Below are 16,108 nucleotides of genomic sequence, written 5' to 3' on the forward strand. Positions count from 1 at the left end.
ACCTGTTGCGACGCGACGACACAGAGGTGCTACATTGGAACACGGCCGACGGCGAGAACCAAGCCGAGAAGGCCCTACCGCAGGGTATGCGGGACGTCAAGCCTGTGGAACTCATATAGGACCGGCAATAGTCGGCGATGAGTGCAACGCCCGCGAGGGAAGGAAACAGGAACCCACCCGTGGAGTCGGCGTCTGACGTCGTCCGAGCCGGGAAGCTCTGGCAGCGATGCCGGAGTGGATGCCAAAATGGGTGGTCGGTGCTGACAGCGCGGGGAAGTAGGTTCAGCCACTGCCCCGCACCGACACTTTGCACACCCGAGAATATCGGAGAGAACCACACCGTGCCGATCGCACCTGGACAACCGGCGTTGATCGCCGTCGCAGTCGCGACCCTCTGGGCCCAACCGTCGGCCCCGGGACCGGAGGACCGACTCGCTTTGGGCGTGCCCTCCGCGATCCGGGAATGGGTCGCCCGGCTCACCAACGACATCCGCGCCAACGGCCTCAAAGGACGCGTGCGCACCCAGTGCCTCCTCGGCACCCGCGTCGAGGTCCGACAGATCGCCGACGGCTGGGCCGAGGTGTCCTGCGAGCAGCAGGAGGCCACCGGCTGGGTCCCGCTCGACCAGCTCGTGTACCCCGCCGAGGGCGACGCCGACGGCGTCGAGCACTTCGTGAGCGCCACCGCGACCGCGGTGCGCGACGAACCCGGCGGCGACGTCGCCATCCCCGGCGTCACGCTCGGCACCCGCCTGCGGGTCGTCGGGGCCGCCTACCGCGGCTGGGTCCCCGTGAGCCTGCCGGGGCCGCGGCAGCCCGGCTGGGTGCCCCAGCGGGACCTCGCCAACGAACCCGTCGCAGTGCTCTCGAAGGCGGAGCCGCCCTCGACCGGGCTCATCTCCGCCGGGCTCGATGCGGTGAAGCTCGCCCAGCAGCTCCTGGAGATCCCCTACCTCCACGGCGGCGTCAGCGCCTACGGGATCGACGCCCCCGGGCTGATCTGGATCGTCTACCGCCAATTGGGGATCGACGTGCCGCGCTTCAACGACGCGCTCATCGAGTCCGGCGAGGCGGTCGAGTTCGAGAACCTCCACCCGGGCGACCTCGTGTTCCTCGAGCACGGCGGCGATCCGAAGACCCCGGCGATCATGGCCGAACGCGGCCAGTCCGACCTGCCCGAGGTGATCTTCTCGTCCTCGGTCTACGGCAAGGTCGTCGTCGAATCGCTCAAGGACTCCGAACTGGCCGGCATCACCGCCTGCCGCCGCCTGCCCGTACAGGCCTGAGACGCCGGACGGCCCGCCCTCCCGAAACCGGGAGGGCGGGCCGTTTCGCTTGCGGTGCTTACTTCTCGGCGACGGCCACGGCGGGGGTGCCGCTGCCGGCCTCCATCGATGCCTCGGACTCCGCGAAGAGCTCCTTGAACGACTTGCCCTGGCGGCGCAGCAGGATCCAGTTGGCGAACACGACCGCGACCAGCACGCCGGCGATGATCCCGAGCGAGAGCGTGGTCGGGATGTGCGGCATCCACTCGATGTGGTGGCCGCCGTTGATGAACGGCAGCTGGTTCTCGGCGAGGCCGTTCATGACCAGCTTGACGCCGATCCAGCCGAGGATCGCGGCCAGGCCCAGGTGCAGGTACTTCAGCGACTTGAGCATCGCGGCCAGCAGGAAGTACAGCTGACGCAGGCCCATGAGCGCGAAGATCGTGGCGGTGAAGACCAGGTACGGCTCCTGGGTGAGGCCAAAGATCGCCGGGATCGAGTCGAGCGCGAACAGGATGTCCGTGGAGCCGATCGCGATCATCGCCAGCAGCAGCGGCGTCACGAACTTGACGCCGTCGATGCGGGCGAAGAGCTTGCTGCCGTGGTAGTCGGCGCTGACGCGCATCTTCGACTCGGCGAACTTCATGAAGCGGGACTTCTCGTAATGCTCCTCTTCGCCTTCGCCTTCGTGGGCGTTCTCGCGCAGCTGCCCGATCGCGGTCCAGATGAGAATCGCGCCGAAGATGAGGAAGACCCAGCTGAACTTCGCGATGAGCACGGAGCCCACCGCGATGAAGCCGCCGCGAAGGATGATCGAGAGGACGATGCCGACCAGCAGCACCCGCGACTGGAGCACCGCCGGAACCCGGAAGCCCTGGATAATGAGCAGGAAGACGAAGAGGTTGTCGACCGAGAGCGCCAGCTCGGTCAGGTAGCCGGCGTAGAACTGCCCGCCGTAGGCCGCGCCTTGCGTGGCGAACATGATGATGCCGAACACCAGCGCGGCGCCGATGTACACGCCGGCCCAGGAGGCCGCTTCTTTTGTAGAGAGTTTGTGGGGGTTGCGGATGGCCATCGCAAGGTCGAGTACGACCACGGACGCCAGCACCACCATCGTGAGAGCCCATGCCCACGCGGGGAGGTCCAATGTGTTGCCTTCCTTGCCTTTGGAGGGTCACATGGTCTCTCCCGGTCCTCGCGGACCAGCGCCACCGGGGACCGATCGCGGTCCCGTGCATTGACGACGACGCTAACAGCGACGAGCGCTGCGGGATACTCCCCACATACCTGATTCTGAACAGACGGGACCATTCTGCCTGCCTGAACCCGACTTGTCACCTGTCAGGTTTGTGACTTCACTCTCGACACTACGCCGCGTGGTGTCGATGTGGCAGAAGCTGTGGAAAGCTCCGTTTATGGTTCTCGAAGTCGCTGAAATCAAGATCACCCCGGGGCAGGAGGACGCCTTCAAGGAGGCGTACCGCGCCGCCCGTGAATTCGTGAAGGTCTCCCCCGGCCTGCGCTCGATGCGCATGACGCAGGGCGTCGAAACGCCGAGCCGCTTCGTGCTCCTCATCGAATGGGACTCGGTCCAGGCCCACGAGGAGGGCTTCCGCGAGACCGACAGGTTCCCGAAGTGGCGCGAGGCCATCGGCCCGTTCTTCGCACAGCCTCCGTTGGTCGAGCACTTCGATGGAGTCGAATAGGCGGCACCGCGAGGGCGTCGGCTAGATGAAGCTTCGCGGAACGGCTCGCAGCCCGGGCTGCGAGCCGTTCTCGTCGTCTCATGCCCCGGCTTCGTCGATCTCTCGGAGTTCGCGTTTGAGATCGGCGATCTCGTCGCGGTAGGCGGCAGCCAGCTCGAACCTGAGTTCCCTTGCGGCCGCGAGCATCTGTTCATTGCGCTCGTCGAGTTGCTTGAGGATCTCCGAACGGACCTTCCCGGCGCCCTGCTCGCGCTTGCCCTTCGGAAGCGTCGCCCACGGGTCGTCCTCGACCAGCTTCGCGGTCTCGGCGGCCGAGTCGTAGAGGTCCTCCATGATGTCGCCGATGCGCTTGCGCAGCGGCTGCGGGTCGATGCCGTGCTCCTTGTTGTAGGCGATCTGCTTCTCGCGGCGCCGGTCGGTCTCGTCGAGCGCGGACTTCATCGAATCGGTGAGCTTGTCGGCGTACATGATCACGGCGCCGGAGACGTTGCGGGCCGCGCGCCCGATCGTCTGGATCAGCGAGGTCCCCGAGCGCAGGAACCCCTCCTTGTCCGCGTCGAGGATCGCCACCAGCGAGACCTCGGGCAGGTCGAGGCCCTCGCGGAGGAGGTTGATGCCGACGAGCACGTCGTAGTCGCCGCGCCGCAGCTCCCCCAGCAGCTCGACCCGGCGGAGCGTCTCGACCTCGGAGTGCAGGTACCGGACCCGAATGCCGTTGTCCATGAAGTAGTCGGTGAGGTCCTCGGCCATCTTCTTGGTCAGGGTGGTGACGAGCACGCGCTCGTTCTTCTTGGCGCGCTCGCTGATCTCGTGCATGAGGTCGTCGATCTGGCCCTTGGTGGGGCGGACCTCCACGTGCGGGTCGACCAGGCCGGTGGGGCGGATGACCTGCTCGACGAACTGGCCGTTCGTCTGCTCGAGCTCCCATTTGCCCGGGGTGGCCGAGAGGTACACGCTCTGGCCCACGCGCTCGCGGAACTCGTCGAAGCGCAGCGGCCGGTTGTCCTGCGCGCTCGGCAGCCGGAAGCCGTAGTCGACCAGGTTGCGCTTGCGCGAGGCGTCGCCCTCGTACATCGCGCCGATCTGCGGGACGGTCTGGTGCGACTCGTCGAGGATGGTGACGAAGTCGGACGGGAAGTAGTCGATCAGCGTGTGCGGCGGCGTGCCGGCCTCGCGTCCGTCGATGTGCCGCGAGTAGTTCTCGATGCCGTTGCAGGTGCCGATCTGCTTCATGTTCTCGAGGTCGAACACGGTACGCATCCGCAGGCGCTGGGCTTCCAGGAGCTTGCCCTGGGACTCCAGTTCCGCGAGGCGCTCCTCGAGTTCGGCTTCGATGGTGCGGATCGCCCGGGCCATGCGGTCGTTGCCGGTGGCGTAGTGCGAGCCGGGGAAGATGAGCACCCGGTCGACCTCGCGGACCACGTCGCCGGTGAGCGGGTGGAGGTAGTAGAGACGGTCGATCTCGTCGCCGAACATCTCGATGCGGATCGCGAGTTCCTCGTAGGCCGGGATGATCTCGATCGTGTCGCCGCGCACCCGGAAGGTGCCGCGGGTGAAGGCGATGTCGTTGCGGCTGTACTGGACGTCGACGAGGCGGCGGAGCAGCTTGTCGCGGTCCCACTGCTGGCCGATCGCGACCTCGGTGGCCTGTTCGAGGTACTCGGCGGGGGTCGCGAGGCCGTAGATCGCCGAGACGGTGGCCACGACGACCACGTCGCGGCGGGTCAGCAGCGAGTAGGTGGCGCGGTGGCGCAGCCGCTCGACCTCCTCGTTGATCGACGCGTCCTTCTCGATGTAGGTGTCGGACTGCGCGACGTACGCCTCGGGCTGGTAGTAGTCGTAGTAGGAGACGTAGTACTCGACCGCGTTGTTCGGGAGGAGCTCGCGGAGCTCCTTCGCCAGCTGCGCCGCGAGGGTCTTGTTGTGGACCATCACCAGCGCGGGCCGCTGGAGCTGCTCGATCAGCCAGGCGGAGGTGGCCGACTTGCCCGTGCCGGTCGCGCCGAGCAGGACCACGTCGCGCTCGCCTCGGTTGATGCGTTCGGTCAGGTCGGCGATCGCCGTCGGCTGGTCGCCCGACGGCTCCCAGTCGCTGACCACCTCGAAGCGCCCTTCGGCGCGGGGAATGTCGAATGCCACGGTCCAACGGTAGCGCCGGGGTACGACAGAGGCCGCACCCTACTAGTGACTTTTCCCGGTCCGGCTCGTTGGTCCCTGCGTGAGCTCCACTACCGCAACTCCCTGGAAATCGGCCCTGATGTGGGTCATGGCCATCATGGTCGCGATCGCGGTCGCCGGATGGTTCGCCGTCTCGTGCGGTCCGGGCGCCTCCAGCGCCGAACGGCCCGTGAACGAGGAGGAGGCCGCCCTGCTGGCCGGGATGCGCGAGCGCAACCACGGCGCCGATCCGGTCGCGGTGCGCATCAGCGTCCCGATGGACGGCGAGACGGTGACCGCCGACGGCTACCTCGACTGGCAGGTCCCGATGCTGTACGCGCGCGTTCCCGACGCCGAGGGCGCCCACAGGCTCGTGCAGGCCATCCCGGGCCTCATCGCCACTCGCGCCGACGACGCGGCGGCCTTCGGCGAGCTGCGCGTCCCCGAGGACGGCTGGACGACCAGGCAGATGCTCTCCGGCGCGGTGACGCCTCTGGAGACGACCATCGACATCCTCGCGTCATCGCTGTTCACGCTGACCGCCGCCGAAGCCGACGACCCCGCCGAACTCGCCCAGCAGGCCACCTGGAGGGAGGAAGGCGTCATCGACGGCGAGCCGGTCGACTCCTTCCGCGCGCCGATCATGGTCGAGACCGACACCGGCGAGTCCGGTGAGCAGGAGGCGAGCCCTGAAGCGCTGTACTCGCTCGACGCGGACGGCGACCTGCGCCGCTTCCAGGTGAACACGGGCGAGCCGAACCTCTCGGCCGTGGACTTCCTGCGCGACGTCGAGTTCGACGCGAGCGGGCTCGAGGCCACCGACCTCCTGGGCGGCCCGGCGATCGCGCCGACCGCCGTCGACGAGGACCTGGCCGAGACCATTGCCGAAGTGCGCGAAGGCAACTGGGAGGACACCGCCACCGTGGACCTGACCGTGCCGACCGGCGACGGGCAACTGACCACCGGCCGCGGGTCGATCGACTGGCGCACCATGACCGCGTACCTGCACCTGACGGACGCGAGCGGGCAGCGGCTGTTCCTGGCCAGGCCCGGGGGCTACGCGACCCTAGCCGCCGAGGGCGACGAACCGCCCGAGACGCCGCCCACCGAGGGCTGGGAGGCGCACGCGCTCGCCGACGAGGACGCCGCAGAGCATTTCGGAGCGGTCGAGACGCTGGTCTTCCGGCTCCTGGAGATGGCCTCGGAGGAGGCCGACGATGCCGACGCGGTCGCGGAGCAGGCGTTCCTGCTCCGGGTCGACGAGGTCGACGGCGCGGCGGTGAACGTGGTCGAGTTCCCGGTCGCGGGCGACACGGCGGCGGCCGCGGGCCAGTCGGCGTTCCGCTACCACCTCAGCGGCGATCGGCTCAGCGAGGTCGAGATGATGTCGTACTACGGCGTCGCGAGCGCCGAACTGTCCGATGAGGATTTCCCGATGGTCGAGATCCCCTGGGAGCTGGCCGAGCAGATCGGCTGACCCAGGACGTTCGGAAGGGGCTCGGCACACGCGGCCGGGCCCCTCCTCATCTCACCTCCGCTAGCAGACCGGAGCGTGCCATCCGGTCTCGGCGGCCCAGCGGTTCGCGCGGGGCCAGCCTTCATGGTCGAACCAGGGCTCCTTGGCCTCGGCGTACTCCGAGGTCGAGTCGGCCTTCGCGGCGAGCACGCCCTTGGCCTGGGCGTAATCGGCCCGGGCGGCCGCGTCGGCGCGCATCCAGTCGCGGAACAGCAGCGCGAACCGCTGACCGGGGCTGTCGATCGGCCGGAAATGGATCTGGGCGACGTTGCCGGGATCGGCGTACCCGTAGAAGCGCTTCTCCCACACCCTCGGGTTCGGGAACTCGGGCTTGGGCGCATCGTGCAGCGCACTGCCGTAGAACCCGGCGTCGCCGAGGGCGTCGGCGAACGCGTCGATGACCGGCAGCGCGACCACCGTGACCTGGATGTCGATGACGTCCTTCGCGGGCAGGCCCGCGACCGCGGTGGAGCCCACATGGTCGATGCGGACCGCGCTGGGGCCGAGGACGCGGCGCAGCCGCGCGGCCAAGTGCTCGAAGCGCCGCGGCCAGGCCGGGTCGGACTCGACGAACTGGAGTTTCTCGGGGCGCGGCTCGGCACGGCCGGCCTGCAGGTTCTCCGCGAACGGCACGATGCGCTCCTCCCAGAGCATCGCGACGCGGCGCTCCAGGTCCTCGCGGCCGTCCCGGTTGTGGATGACGACGTCGCAGACCTCGCGGCGCTCCGCGTCGGAGGCCTGGGCGTCGATGCGGCGGATGGCGTCGGCGCGGGGCAGGCCCCGCTCGGCGAGCCGTTCGAGCCTGAGCTCTCGCGGCGCTTCCACGTCGATGTTGAGATGGAAGCCTGGCGCCTGACCGGTTTCGGCCAGGAGCGGGATGTCTTGGACGACGATCGCGTCCTCGGGCATGGCATCGGTGAGCTCACGGGCGCGGGCCCGAACGCGCGGATGCACGATCGCCTCGAGCTCCGACCGGGCGGGCGGATCACTGAAGACGATCTTCGCGAGTTCGGCGCGGTCCAGCGCACCGTCGGTGTCGAGCACTTCGCGGCCGAAACGGGAGACCACCGCGGCGAGCCCCTCGGTGTTCGGGGCTACGACCTCGCGGGAGAGGGCGTCCGCGTCGATGACGCGGGCCCCAAGCTCTGACAGCTTCGCTGCCACCGTGCTCTTACCGGCTCCGATGCCACCTGTCAATGCGACTCTAAGCACAAATAAAACACTACCCGCCCCAGGCGAACAGCCTGGGACGGGCAGTGTATTTCAGCTGAACGAGCGACGAACCTAGTTGCCGGCGAGCTTCTCGCGCAGAGCCGCGAGCGCCTCGTCGGTGGCCAGGGTGCCCTGAGGCTCGGCCGGAGCCGACTTCTTCTCAGGGGCCTTGCCGCCCTTCTTCTCGCCCTTGGGGGCCGCTTCGCCCTCGGCGGGCTTGGCGGGAGCCTCGGTGATGACGCGCTCGGCGATCTGCTTGCCGTGCTCCTCCCACCGGGTGCGGGCCTCGGCGTACTGACGCTCCCACTCTTCGCGGGCCTCGTCGTAGCCTTCCATCCACTCGCCGGTCTCCGAGTCGAAGCCCTCCGGGTAGATGTAGTTGCCCTGGTCGTCGTACTGCGCGGCCATGCCGTACAGCGTCGGGTCGAACTGCTCCTCGTTCTCGACGAAGGCCTCGTTGGCCTGCTTGAGCGAGAGCGAGATCCGGCGGCGGTCCAGGTCGATGTCGATGACCTTGACCATGGCGTCGGAGCCGACCTTGACGACCTGCTCGGGCACCTCCACGTGGCGCTCGGCCAGCTCGGAGATGTGCACCAGGCCCTCGATGCCGTCCTCGACGCGGACGAACGCGCCGAAGGGGACGAGCTTGGTGACCTTGCCCGGCACGATCTGTCCGATCGCGTGGGTGCGGGCGAACTGGCGCCACGGGTCTTCCTGGGTCGCCTTCAGCGACAGGGAGACGCGCTCGCGGTCCAGGTCCACCTCGAGGACCTCGACCTCGACCGGCTGACCGACCTCGACGACCTCGGACGGGTGGTCGATGTGCTTCCAGGACAGCTCGGAGACGTGCACCAGGCCGTCGACCCCGCCGAGGTCGACGAACGCGCCGAAGTTGACGATCGAGGAGACCGTGCCCTTGCGGACCTGGCCCTTCGCGAGCTGGTGGAGGAACTCGGTGCGGACCTCGGACTGGGTCTGCTCGAGCCAGGCGCGACGCGACAGGACCACGTTGTTGCGGTTCTTGTCGAGTTCGATGATCTTGGCTTCGAGCTCGCGGCCGACGTACGGCTGCAGGTCGCGCACACGACGCATCTCGACCAGCGACGCGGGCAGGAAGCCGCGCAGGCCGATGTCGAGGATGAGACCGCCCTTGACCACTTCGATGACCGAGCCGCGAACGACGCCGTCCTCTTCCTTGATCTTCTCGATGGTGCCCCACGCACGCTCGTACTGGGCGCGCTTCTTCGAGAGGATCAGACGGCCTTCCTTGTCCTCCTTCTGGAGGACGAGGGCCTCAACGTGATCGCCCACAGAGACGACGTCTTCGGGGTCCACGTCGTGCTTGATCGACAACTCGCGCGAGGGGATGACGCCCTCGGTCTTGTAGCCGATGTCGAGCAGGACTTCATCCCGGTCGACCTTGACGACGGTACCTTCGACGATATCGCCGTCATTGAAGTATTTGATGGTCGCGTCGATCGCCGCGAGGAGTTCCTCGTCGGAAAAGACTTCTTCGACCGTGCTGTTCTCAGCGTTGCTCGAGGTGGCCTCGATGCTGCTCGTCATGTGGGCTGGTGCTCCGGATACGTAAGAATCGTGGGCTCGCGCCCGCGCCCTCGCTAGACGCGAATGCTCGCAGTTCGTTCCCGGGCCGCCCTTGCCGCTGGCAACGCGTCCTACTCCATTCTGAGGACGCGGACATGCCCAGGCCATCCCAGATTACCGTGTGCGATAACGCCGCGCCAGTCCGGGCCGGGGGCTCGTGTCGACTGCCACCGCTAGTGGGCAGCGGCTTCCCACGATTCGCCGAATCCGGCCTGCACCGTGAGCGGCACCGCGAGTTCGGCGGCGTTCGACATCTGCTCGCGGACGAGCGTTTCGAGCGCTTTCGCTTCACCGGGTGCAACCTCGCACACCAATTCGTCATGCACCTGGAGCACCACCCGCGAGGCGAGCCCGGAGGCCCGCAGCTCGCGGTCGACGCCGAGCATCGCGGTCTTCATGATGTCGGCGGCGCTGCCCTGGATCGGGGCGTTGAGCGCGGCCCGCTCGGCCATCTCGCGGCGCTGGCGGTTGTCGGAGGTGAGGTCCGGGAAATAGCGGCGGCGGCCCATGATCGTCTCGGTGTAGCCGGTCTTGCGGGCCTCCTCGACCACCCGGTGCAGGTAGTCGCGGACCTTCCCGAAGCGCGCGAAGTACTCGTCGGAGAGCTGCTGGGCCTCCTCGGTGGAGACCGCGAGCTGCTGGCTCAGGCCGTACGTGGACAGCCCGTAGGCGAGCCCGTAGGACATGGCCTTGATCTTGCGGCGGTGCTCGGCCGTGACCGCCGCGGGCGCGACCCCGAAGACCTTCGCGGCGACCGCGCTGTGGATGTCCTCGCCCGAGACGAACGCGTCGATCAGGCCCTCGTCGCCGGTGAGACTCGCCATGATCCGCATCTCGATCTGGCTGTAGTCGATGGTCATGAGCGACTCGAAGCCCTCGGAGACCACGAACCCGGCGCGGATGTTGCGGCCGGCCTCGGAGCGGACCGGGATGTTCTGCAGGTTCGGGTCGGCCGACGAGAGACGCCCGGTGGCGGCCACGGTCTGGTGGAACGTGGTGTGGATCCGCCCGTCGGTCTGGATCGTCGCCCGCAGCGTCGCGACGATCTGCTTGAGCTTCTCCACGTCGCGGAACCGCAGCAGCTGCTCCAGGAGCGGGTGCGGGTTCTTCGCGTAGAGCTGATGCAGCGCTTCGGCGTTCGTGGTGTAACCGGTCTTGGTGCGCTTGGTCTTCGGCATCTTCAGCTCCTCGAAGAGGATCTCCTGGAGCTGCTTCGGGGAGCCGACGTTGAAGGGGCGGCCCACGATCTCGTGGGCGCGCTCGGTGGCCTCCTTCGACTGCATGGCGAACCCGGCCTCGATGTCCGCGAAGTGGCCCTCATCCGCGGCGATCCCGAGGATCTCCATGCGCGCCAGGACGCTCGCGAGGGGGTACTCCATGTTCTCGGCGAGGCGCTCCTGGTGCCGGTCGGCCAGTCGGGTGGTCTGCTCGGCGGCGAGGTCGCCGATGACCGCCGCGGCGGCGCAATCGGCCTGCAACCGGGCGGCGCCGTCGTTCATGGCGGCGTCGAGGCCCACGAGCGCGCCGTCGTCGGCCGGCGTCTCCGCGGTCTCCAGCTCGCGGCCGAGGAACTGCATCGCGAGGTCGCCGAGCGCGTACGAGCGCTGCTCGGGCTTGAGGAGGTACGCGGCGATCACCGTGTCGGCCCTGATGCCCTGGACCTCGGGCCAGCCCGCGGCGTCGGCGCCCCACAGGAACGACTTCGCGTCGTTGAGGACCTTCCCCTTCGCGGGATCGGCGAGCCAGGCCGCCCAGGTCGCCTCGTCCTCGGCGTCGAGCTGCGAGGGCTCGAACCAGAGCGCCTGGCCGCCTTCGGCCAGCGCGATCGAGTCGAACGAGCCCGAGCCGGAGGCGAACGTGCCGGTGTAGGCGATCGCGACGTCCCGTTCGCGGGCGGCGAGCCAGGCGGCGAGCCCGCCGGGCACGAGCGCGGCCGCCTCGATGTGGTCGACCTCGGCGGCGGGAGCGGCGACGGCGCCGACGGCCTTGGCGGCGAGGTTGGCGTTGAGCCGCTCGCCGAGGGCGCGGAACTGGAGGGCGTCGAACAGGCGGTTGGTCTCGGCGACGGACCAGCCCTCCCATTCGAGGTCGTCGATGCCCTGCTCGAGTTCGAGGTCGCGCACGAGGTTGTTGAGGCGGTGGTTGCGCAGCACGTCGTCGAGGTGGTCGCGCAGGCTCTGCCCGGCCTTGCCGGTGATCTCGTCGACCTTGGCGACCAGCCCGTCGAGGGAGCCGTACTTGACGATCCACTTCGCGGCGGTCTTGGGACCGACGCCGGGGACGCCGGCGAGGTTGTCGGCCTTCTCCCCCACGAGCGCGGCGAGGTCGCGGTAGCGGTCGGGGGTGACGCCGTACTTCTCCTCGACCTTGTCAGGTGTGTAGCGGGCGAGCTCGGTGACGCCCTTGACCGGGTAGAGCAGGGTGGTGGCCTCGTTGACGAGTTGGAGGGCGTCCCGGTCGCCGGAGGAGATGAGGGTCGACAGGCCCGCCGCCTCGCTCCGGGCGGCGAGGGTGGCGATGATGTCGTCGGCCTCGAAGTTCTGCTTGGTGAGCCATTTGATGCCGAAGGCGTCCAGGAGCTCCTGGATGATCGGGATCTGGCCCTTGAACTCCTCGGGGGTCTCGCCGCGGCCGTCCTTGTAGGCGGGGTACTCCTCGGTGCGGAAGGACTTGCGGGAGACGTCGAAGGCGACCGCGACGTGGGTGGGCTCCTCGGCCTTGAGCAGGTTGATGAGCATCGAGGCGAAGCCGTAGACGGCGTTGGTGACTTGCCCGTCGTCGGTGGCGAACTTCTCGGCGGGCAGCGCGAAGAACGCGCGGAAGGCCATCGAATGGCCGTCGATCAGGAGCAGGCGCGATTGCGAAGCGGTCACGCCCCGAGCCTAGCGAGTGGGTCCGACATGTCCGGCACAAGAGGGTGGCGGCGTGGCTCGGGGAAGCGGTGAGGCCCGCGTCGCATGATGCGACGCGGGCCTGCAGCAGCGTTCGGGGCCTATTCGGCTTCCTGGGCTTCCTTCTGCTCGGCCTCGGCGATGACGCGCTCGGCGACGGCGCGCATGGAGAGGCGGTGGTCCATCGCGGCGCGCTGGATCCAGCGGAACGCGTCGGGCTCGGGCATGCCGTACTGGGTCATGAGCAGGCCCTTGGCGCGGTCGACGAGCTTGCGGACCTCGAGGCGCTCGGTGAGGTTCGCGACCTCCTTCTCGAGGGCGGTCATCTCGGCGAAGCGGGTGAGGGAGAGCTCGATCGCGGGGACGAGGTCCGACTTCTGGAAGGGCTTCACGAGGTAGGCCATGGCGCCGGCGGACTGGGCGCGGCTGATGAGATCGCGCTGGCTGAAGGCGGTGAGGATCACGACCGGGGCGATGCGCGCGGAGACGATCTTCTCCGCGGCCTGGAGGCCGTCCATGATCGGCATCTGGATATCGCAGATGACCAGGTCGGGCTGGTGCTCCTGGGCGAGGCGCACGGCGGCTTCGCCGTCGGCGGCCTCGGCCACGACCTCGTAGCCCTCCTCGGTGAGCATCTCGGCCAGGTCGAGGCGAATGAGCCCCTCGTCTTCGGCGATGAGCACGCGCTTGCGCGGCTCCTCGGCGGCCTTGCTCGTCATGCGGGTCCGTACCTTTCCTGCGCGGATGGACGTGGGGGCGTGCGAAGGTTCAGGCACACCAGGACGCTAGCTTAGCCGCAGCCTCTCGGGCCCGCACGTTCCTATGCCGAGCGTTTCGGACGATGGAACCGAAACGTGAGCGGCGCAACGCCGCCGTGGTCTTCGCGGTCGGGCGGCCGGAGGTGACCTCGGCCGCTGCGCCGGAACCGCTCCGGGCCGGGACCGGCTGGCCGGCGCCGGTCTCGGACCGGGTATCATTTGCAGCGGCTCCGGCGCACTGTCCGGTGCTCGGCCCGGTATTCCAACTGGCAGAGAAGACGGATTCAAAACCCGTACAGTGTGGGTTCGAATCCCACCCGGGCTACTTCGGGGAAACCCGGCTCAAGCGCCGAAAAGCCGCCGCCAACCAGGTGAGACACCGGTCAGCGGCGGTTTCTTCTTGTGCGGGGCTGTGCCGCTTTTGGACGCTCTGTGCGGCCGTCCGTGGACGTGGCGCGGACGGGATCCAGGCGTCGTCCATGAACCGGCGGTCCTTTGGGGACAGTGCGTATTCCCTGGTCTTCTTCCGATCCACCGGTAGGCTCCCGGGCCGACCATGCCGCCGGTCGGCGCGGAGAAGGGCGTGACGGTGCCGCCCAGGCTCGACTGAACCTGGGCGGCAGTGGCCGTTTGCGTCCGTGGTCAGGACCGGACGGTGAACTTGATCCGGTTGCTCTCCCCAGTGCCGTTGGACACCGAGATCTGACCGCCGCCGGCGGACAGGCCCCGCGGGACACGCACCTTCACCTGGTTGTCCTCACCGCGGTGGACAACCTCGCCGCGGCGAGAATCCTGCCCGACCTGGAAGGTGCACTTGTCCACCGACACCAGGTGGCTGCCCCTGATGGTGATGGTGTCGCCCTCCCTGCCGGACTCCGGCGACGCCTGCTCGATGCTCGGCGCCCGAGTGTCGAGGTCGCGGTCGCGGTCGAGTTCGGGCCGCTGCTGTGCCTGTGTCATCTTGTTCCCCCGTGATCGATGCCTGACTCCGGATGATCCGAAAGTCGCTCACACCAGATTCTGCGGGAGACGGAAGCGTGCATGGCTGAATCCGCGATCGTCGAGCTGTCAGAAATGCGACACACTCATCACAGGCCAAGCCCGACGGCACCGATCCATTCCGACTACGATGCGCCGGCGGAGGCGACGTGGATGGTGACCCGCGTTGCCCGCAAACCCGCCGGCGAGGCTCCATATGCGGGCCCCGCAGCGCGTGTTCGAATCCCACCCGGGCTGCCGATGCCTCGGGCGGCGCCCCTTATGGAGTGCCGTTTCATATTGCGATCGCATTGCGGCGCTCCGTAATCGGAGCAGTGGCACGATCCGGGGAGTGCGCGCCTCGCGTACGGGTTCTATGGTTCTCATCGAAAGCGTCGAACACATCTCACACCTGAGGCAGGGCGAGCGATGAGCGAATTTGACACGGTCGAAGACGACTACGGCACGGACGGTTACGGAACCGACTCGACCGAGGAGTTTTCCACTGAGGACTCGACGTCGTACTCGGACGACTCGTACACCGCGGACGCGTACGCCGACGACACCGCTTCGGACGACGTCTACTCAGCGGTCGCGGACACCGACGTCGACGGCGACGGGGTGAACGAGTCGGTGTCCTACGACACCGACGGGGACGGCTACAGCGAGACCGTCGAGTCCGATATGGACGGCGACGGCTGGATCGACACGGTCGCGACCGACGCGGACGGCGACGGGTACGCCGAGACCCTCCTCGTGGACAGCGACGGCGACACGTACCTCGACACGTACGCCACCGACACCGACCTCGACGGCTTCACTGACACCGTGGAGGCCGACACCGACGGCGACGGCTTCCTCGACACGTACGCCGAGGACGCCGACGGCGACGGCAACTACGAGACCGTGCAGGCGATCTAGACCAAGTCGAAGCCGCCGCCGACCGGCAGGTCGGCGGCGGTTCTCGCGTGCCCGTTCAGCGCAGGGGCGCGTTCGCGAAGTCCGCCATGCCCTCGGCGAAGGCGGTCTCGGCGCGGAAGCCGAGGGCCTCGGCGGCGAGGTCGGGAGCGGCGACGACGTGGCGGACGTCGCCCATCCGGTACTCGCCGGTGACGACCGGGGCAGCGGCGCCCTCGAATCCGGCCGCGAGGGCATCGGCCATGTCGGCGACGGTGTGCGGTTCGCCGCTGGCGACGTTGGCGGCACCGGTCCAGTCCGAGTCGAGGGCGAGCAGGTTGGCGCGGGCGACGTCGGCGACGTGCACGAAGTCGCGGGTCTGGCGGCCGTCCTCGAAGACGCGGGGGGCCCGGCCCGCTTCGAGGGCGCTGCGGAAGATGCTGGCGACGCCCGCATAGGGCGTGTCGCGGGGCATCCGGGGGCCGTAGACGTTGTGGTAGCGCAGGGCGCACACGGTCGCTCCGGATTCGCGGCCGTAGAGGAACGACAGATGCTCGGTGTGGACCTTCGTGGCGGCGTACACGTTACGCGGATCGAGCGCGGCGTCCTCGCGGACCGGAGCCCAGGCGAGGTCCGAACCGCAACGGCCGCAGCGCGGTTCGAAGCGGCCGGCGTCGAGGTCGGTGCGGCGCCTCGGTTCGGCGCGCACGTCGCCGTGGGAAGGGCAGCGGTAGCGGCCCTCGCCGTAGACGACCATGGAGGAGGCCACCACGAGGCGGCCGTCGAAGCGCCGCCGCCACAGGGCCCGCAGCAGGTTCGCGGTGCCCAGGTCGTTGTCGGCCGCGTACGCGGCCACGTCGTCGAAGTCGACGCCGAGGCCGACGCGGGCGGCCTGGTGGCAGACCGCGTCCACGCCTTCGACCGCGTCCCGCAGCGCGGTCTCGTCGGCGAGGTCGCCCACGATCAACTCCGCCGCGGACGGCAGGTCCTTCGGAACCCCTTCATGGGCGGCGAGGGAGTCGAGGATCACCACTTCATCGCCGCGGGCGACGAGCCGGTCGACGATGTGGCCGCCGATGAATCCGGCGCCGCCGGTCACGAGCACGCGCATGAACTGCCTTTC

12 protein-coding genes and 1 tRNA gene are annotated in these 16,108 nt (G+C 68.6%); 5 read left to right on the forward strand and 8 right to left on the reverse strand.

The annotated features are described in order from the left end of the window. Window positions 1-341: 341 nt before the first annotated feature. Window positions 342-1,286 (forward strand): NlpC/P60 family protein, encoded by a 945-nt coding sequence (locus JHY01_RS00210; RefSeq protein ID WP_205323583.1) that lies wholly within the window; start codon window positions 342-344, stop codon window positions 1,284-1,286. A 58-nt stretch (window positions 1,287-1,344) separates the two neighbouring features. Here JHY01_RS00210 and JHY01_RS00215 read toward each other — a convergent pair whose 3' ends face one another. Next, entirely contained in the window at window positions 1,345-2,412 is a 1,068-nt protein-coding gene (locus JHY01_RS00215; protein WP_205323584.1) for a TerC/Alx family metal homeostasis membrane protein, read from the reverse strand. A 268-nt stretch (window positions 2,413-2,680) separates the two neighbouring features. Between JHY01_RS00215 and JHY01_RS00220 the strand changes: the two genes are divergently transcribed. Next, window positions 2,681-2,971: an antibiotic biosynthesis monooxygenase gene (locus tag JHY01_RS00220; protein ID WP_205323585.1), complete on the forward strand. Its 291-nt coding sequence runs from the start codon at window positions 2,681-2,683 to the stop codon at window positions 2,969-2,971. 78 nt (window positions 2,972-3,049) lie between these two features. On the opposite strand, the gene uvrB is transcribed toward JHY01_RS00220, so the two are convergent. Then, window positions 3,050-5,110, reverse strand: coding sequence for an excinuclease ABC subunit UvrB (uvrB, locus tag JHY01_RS00225; protein ID WP_307814088.1), 2,061 nt, complete (start codon window positions 5,108-5,110; stop codon window positions 3,050-3,052). Window positions 5,111-5,237: 127 nt separating this feature from the next. Between uvrB and JHY01_RS00230 the strand changes: the two genes are divergently transcribed. After that, window positions 5,238-6,605 (forward strand): hypothetical protein, encoded by a 1,368-nt coding sequence (locus tag JHY01_RS00230; RefSeq protein ID WP_205323586.1) that lies wholly within the window; start codon window positions 5,238-5,240, stop codon window positions 6,603-6,605. Window positions 6,606-6,665: 60 nt separating this feature from the next. On the opposite strand, the gene coaE is transcribed toward JHY01_RS00230, so the two are convergent. The 4 genes from coaE to JHY01_RS00250 all read right to left on the reverse strand — a co-directional run bounded on the left by coaE (window position 6,666) and on the right by JHY01_RS00250 (window position 13,071). Continuing rightward, complete coding sequence (gene coaE, locus JHY01_RS00235) at window positions 6,666-7,856, reverse strand: dephospho-CoA kinase (RefSeq protein ID WP_205323587.1); 1,191 nt, start codon at window positions 7,854-7,856, stop codon at window positions 6,666-6,668. 72 nt (window positions 7,857-7,928) lie between these two features. Then, window positions 7,929-9,422, reverse strand: a complete 1,494-nt coding sequence (gene rpsA / locus JHY01_RS00240) for a 30S ribosomal protein S1 (protein ID WP_205323588.1) — start codon at window positions 9,420-9,422, stop codon at window positions 7,929-7,931. A gap of 212 nt (window positions 9,423-9,634) precedes the next feature. Further along, the gene (gene polA / locus JHY01_RS00245; RefSeq protein WP_307814091.1) at window positions 9,635-12,334 is read right to left on the reverse strand and encodes a DNA polymerase I; all 2,700 of its coding nucleotides are present in this window, start codon (window positions 12,332-12,334) and stop codon (window positions 9,635-9,637) included. 119 nt (window positions 12,335-12,453) lie between these two features. Then, entirely contained in the window at window positions 12,454-13,071 is a 618-nt protein-coding gene (locus tag JHY01_RS00250; protein ID WP_091038394.1) for an ANTAR domain-containing response regulator, read from the reverse strand. A gap of 290 nt (window positions 13,072-13,361) precedes the next feature. On the opposite strand from JHY01_RS00250, the gene JHY01_RS00255 reads away from it, so the two are divergent. Continuing rightward, window positions 13,362-13,435, forward strand: a tRNA-Leu gene (locus JHY01_RS00255). 317 nt (window positions 13,436-13,752) lie between these two features. Here JHY01_RS00255 and JHY01_RS00260 read toward each other — a convergent pair. Next, complete coding sequence (locus JHY01_RS00260; protein ID WP_205323589.1) at window positions 13,753-14,070, reverse strand: IPT/TIG domain-containing protein; 318 nt, start codon at window positions 14,068-14,070, stop codon at window positions 13,753-13,755. 447 nt (window positions 14,071-14,517) lie between these two features. Here JHY01_RS00260 and JHY01_RS00265 point away from each other — a divergent pair, with 447 nt between their 5' ends. After that, window positions 14,518-15,009 (forward strand): hypothetical protein, encoded by a 492-nt coding sequence (locus JHY01_RS00265; RefSeq protein ID WP_205323590.1) that lies wholly within the window; start codon window positions 14,518-14,520, stop codon window positions 15,007-15,009. A gap of 55 nt (window positions 15,010-15,064) precedes the next feature. Here the strand turns inward: JHY01_RS00265 and JHY01_RS00270 are convergent, their stop codons facing one another. Next, window positions 15,065-16,096, reverse strand: a complete 1,032-nt coding sequence (locus tag JHY01_RS00270; protein ID WP_205323591.1) for an NAD-dependent epimerase/dehydratase family protein — start codon at window positions 16,094-16,096, stop codon at window positions 15,065-15,067. Window positions 16,097-16,108 lie beyond the last annotated feature (12 nt).

The sequence above is a fragment of the Glycomyces sp. YM15 genome (assembly GCF_016918015.1).
In the GTDB taxonomy this organism is placed as follows: domain Bacteria; phylum Actinomycetota; class Actinomycetes; order Mycobacteriales; family Micromonosporaceae; genus Glycomyces.